We start from the raw sequence: 3,100 nt of genomic DNA, 5'->3' as shown, positions 1-3,100 counted from the left end.
ATTGTTATTTATCAAGAGTTTTCAAAAGTAAAAATATGCCAATTAATTGAAAAATTAATCGGTATCTACTTTAGTATTCTCATCATTATTTGATGAATTAACTTCTGGCGAAGTTAACAGCTGTCACTAACAAAGACCCGTTTGGGTTGTATGGTTAAGTGACTAAGCGTACACGGTGGATGCCTTGGCAGTTGGAGGCGATGAAGGACGTATTAACTTGCGATAAGCCTAGTCAAGCTAGTAAAAAGCACTTGAGACTAGGATTTCCGAATGGGGAAACCCACCTGCTTGCAGGTATCTTACACTGAATACATAGGTGTAAGAGGCGAACGCGGAGAACTGAAACATCTAAGTACCCGTAGGAACAGAAATCAACCGAGATTCCGGAAGTAGCGGCGAGCGAAACCGGACCAGCCCTTAAGCTTATTATGTGTTAGTGGAACATTCTGGAAAGTATGACGATACAGGGTGATAGTCCCGTACACGAAAATGCATCTTAAGTGAAATCGAGTAGGTCGGAGCACGTGAAACTTTGACTGAATATAGGTGGACCATCATCTAAGGCTAAATACTCCCAACTGACCGATAGTGAACCAGTACCGTGAGGGAAAGGCGAAAAGAACCCCTGTGAGGGGAGTGAAATAGAACCTGAAACCGTGTACGTACAAGCAGTAGGAGCCCACTTGTTGGGTGACTGCGTACCTTTTGTATAATGGGTCAGCGACTTATATTTTGTAGCGAGGTTAACCGATTAGGGTAGCCGTAGGGAAACCGAGTCTTAACTGGGCGTTGAGTTGCAAGGTATAGACCCGAAACCCGGTGATCTAGCCATGGGCAGGTTGAAGGTTGAGTAACATCAACTGGAGGACCGAACCCACTAACGTTGAAAAGTTAGGGGATGACCTGTGGCTAGGAGTGAAAGGCTAATCAAACCGGGAGATAGCTGGTTCTCCCCGAAATCTATTTAGGTAGAGCCTCGGACGAATACTTACGGGGGTAGAGCACTGTTAAGGCTAGGGGGTCATCCCGACTTACCAACCCTTTGCAAACTCCGAATACCGTAAAGTACTATCCGGGAGACACACGGCGGGTGCTAACGTCCGTCGTGAAGAGGGAAACAACCCAGACCGCCAGCTAAGGTCCCAAAGTCATAGTTAAGTGGGAAACGATGTGGAAAGGCCCAGACAGCCAGGAGGTTGGCTTAGAAGCAGCCACCCTTTAAAGAAAGCGTAATAGCTCACTGGTCGAGTCGGTCTGCGCGGAAGATGTAACGGGGCTAAACTATGCACCGAAGCTGCGGATTCAAAATTTATTTTGAGTGGTAGGGGAGCGTTCTGTAAGCCGTTGAAGGTGACCCGGGAGGGTTGCTGGAGGTATCAGAAGTGCGAATGCTGACATGAGTAACGATAATGCGGGTGAAAAACCCGCACGCCGGAAGACCAAGGGTTCCTATCCCATGTTAATCAGGGTAGGGTAAGTCGACCCCTAAGGCGAGGCCGAAAGGCGTAGTCGATGGGAAACGGGTTAATATTCCCGTACTTGGTATAATTGCGATGGGGGGACGGAGCAGGCTAAGCAAGCATGGCGTTGGTTGTCCATGTGAAAGTGAGTAGGTTGAGAGTTTAGGAAAATCCGGACTCTTAAGACTGAGACACGAGACGAGCACCTAAGGGTGTGAAGTTGTTGATGCCATACTTCCAGGAAAAGCCTCTAAGCTTCAGATTATACCGAATCGTACCCCAAACCGACACAGGTGGTCAGGTAGAGAATACTAAGGCGCTTGAGAGAACTCGGGTGAAGGAACTAGGCAAAATCGTACCGTAACTTCGGGAGAAGGTACGCTCCGATTGGTGATGAGACTTGCTCTTTAAGCTGATTGGAGCCGCAGTGACCAGGTGGCTGGGACTGTTTATTAAAAACACAGCACTGTGCAAAATCGCAAGATGACGTATACGGTGTGACACCTGCCCGGTGCCGGAAGGTTAATTGATGGGGTTAGTTTTCGGACGAAGCTCTTGATCGAAGCCCCGGTAAACGGCGGCCGTAACTATAACGGTCCTAAGGTAGCGAAATTCCTTGTCGGGTAAGTTCCGACCTGCACGAATGGTGTAACCATGGCCACGCTGTCTCCACCCGAGACTCAGTGAAATTGAAATCGCAGTGAAGATGCTGTGTACCCGCGGCTAGACGGAAAGACCCCGTGAACCTTTACTACAGCTTGGCACTGAACATTGAACCTACATGTGTAGGATAGGTGGGAGGCTTTGAAGCAGAGACGCTAGTCTTTGTGGAGCCGTCCTTGAAATACCACCCTTGTAGTTTTGATGTTCTAACGTTGGCCCCTAATCGGGGTTACGGACAGTGCCTGGTGGGTAGTTTGACTGGGGCGGTCTCCTCCCAAAGAGTAACGGAGGAGCACGAAGGTTGGCTAAGTACGGTCGGACATCGTACGGTTAGTGTAATGGTAGAAGCCAGCTTAACTGCGAGACAGACACGTCGAGCAGGTACGAAAGTAGGTCATAGTGATCCGGTGGTTCTGAATGGAAGGGCCATCGCTCAACGGATAAAAGGTACTCCGGGGATAACAGGCTGATACCGCCCAAGAGTTCATATCGACGGCGGTGTTTGGCACCTCGATGTCGGCTCATCACATCCTGGGGCTGAAGTCGGTCCCAAGGGTATGGCTGTTCGCCATTTAAAGTGGTACGCGAGCTGGGTTTAGAACGTCGTGAGACAGTTCGGTCCCTATCTGCCGTGGGCGTTTGAGAATTGAGAGGGGTTGCTCCTAGTACGAGAGGACCGGAGTGAACGAACCGCTGGTGTTCGGGTTGTCATGCCAATGGCATTGCCCGGTAGCTACGTTCGGAACTGATAAGCGCTGAAAGCATCTAAGCGCGAAGCAGGCCTCGAGATGAGTTCTCACTAGACTTTTAAAGTCTCTGAAGGGCCGTTGAAGACTACAACGTTGATAGGCAGGATGTGGAAGTGGTGTGAGCCATTAAGCTAACCTGTACTAATTACCCGTGAGGCTTAACCATACAACGCCAAACGCGTTTTATGACAGCGTAACAGACAGAAGTTAGTATACTAAAGTAGATTT

At 49.2% G+C, this 3,100-nt stretch carries 1 rRNA gene; it reads left to right on the top strand.

From position 1 onward, the window contains the following. Positions 1-152: 152 nt before the first annotated feature. Positions 153-3,038: ribosomal RNA gene (locus tag JIG41_RS01560) — 23S ribosomal RNA — on the top strand. The last annotated feature ends 62 nt before the right edge of the window (positions 3,039-3,100 follow it).

This window comes from Pseudoalteromonas sp. bablab_jr011 (assembly GCF_016464045.1).
Taxonomy (GTDB): Bacteria; Pseudomonadota; Gammaproteobacteria; order Enterobacterales; family Alteromonadaceae; genus Pseudoalteromonas; species Pseudoalteromonas lipolytica.
Note: the sequence above shows the minus strand (reverse complement) of the source record. Positions and strands in the feature narration are given on the sequence as shown.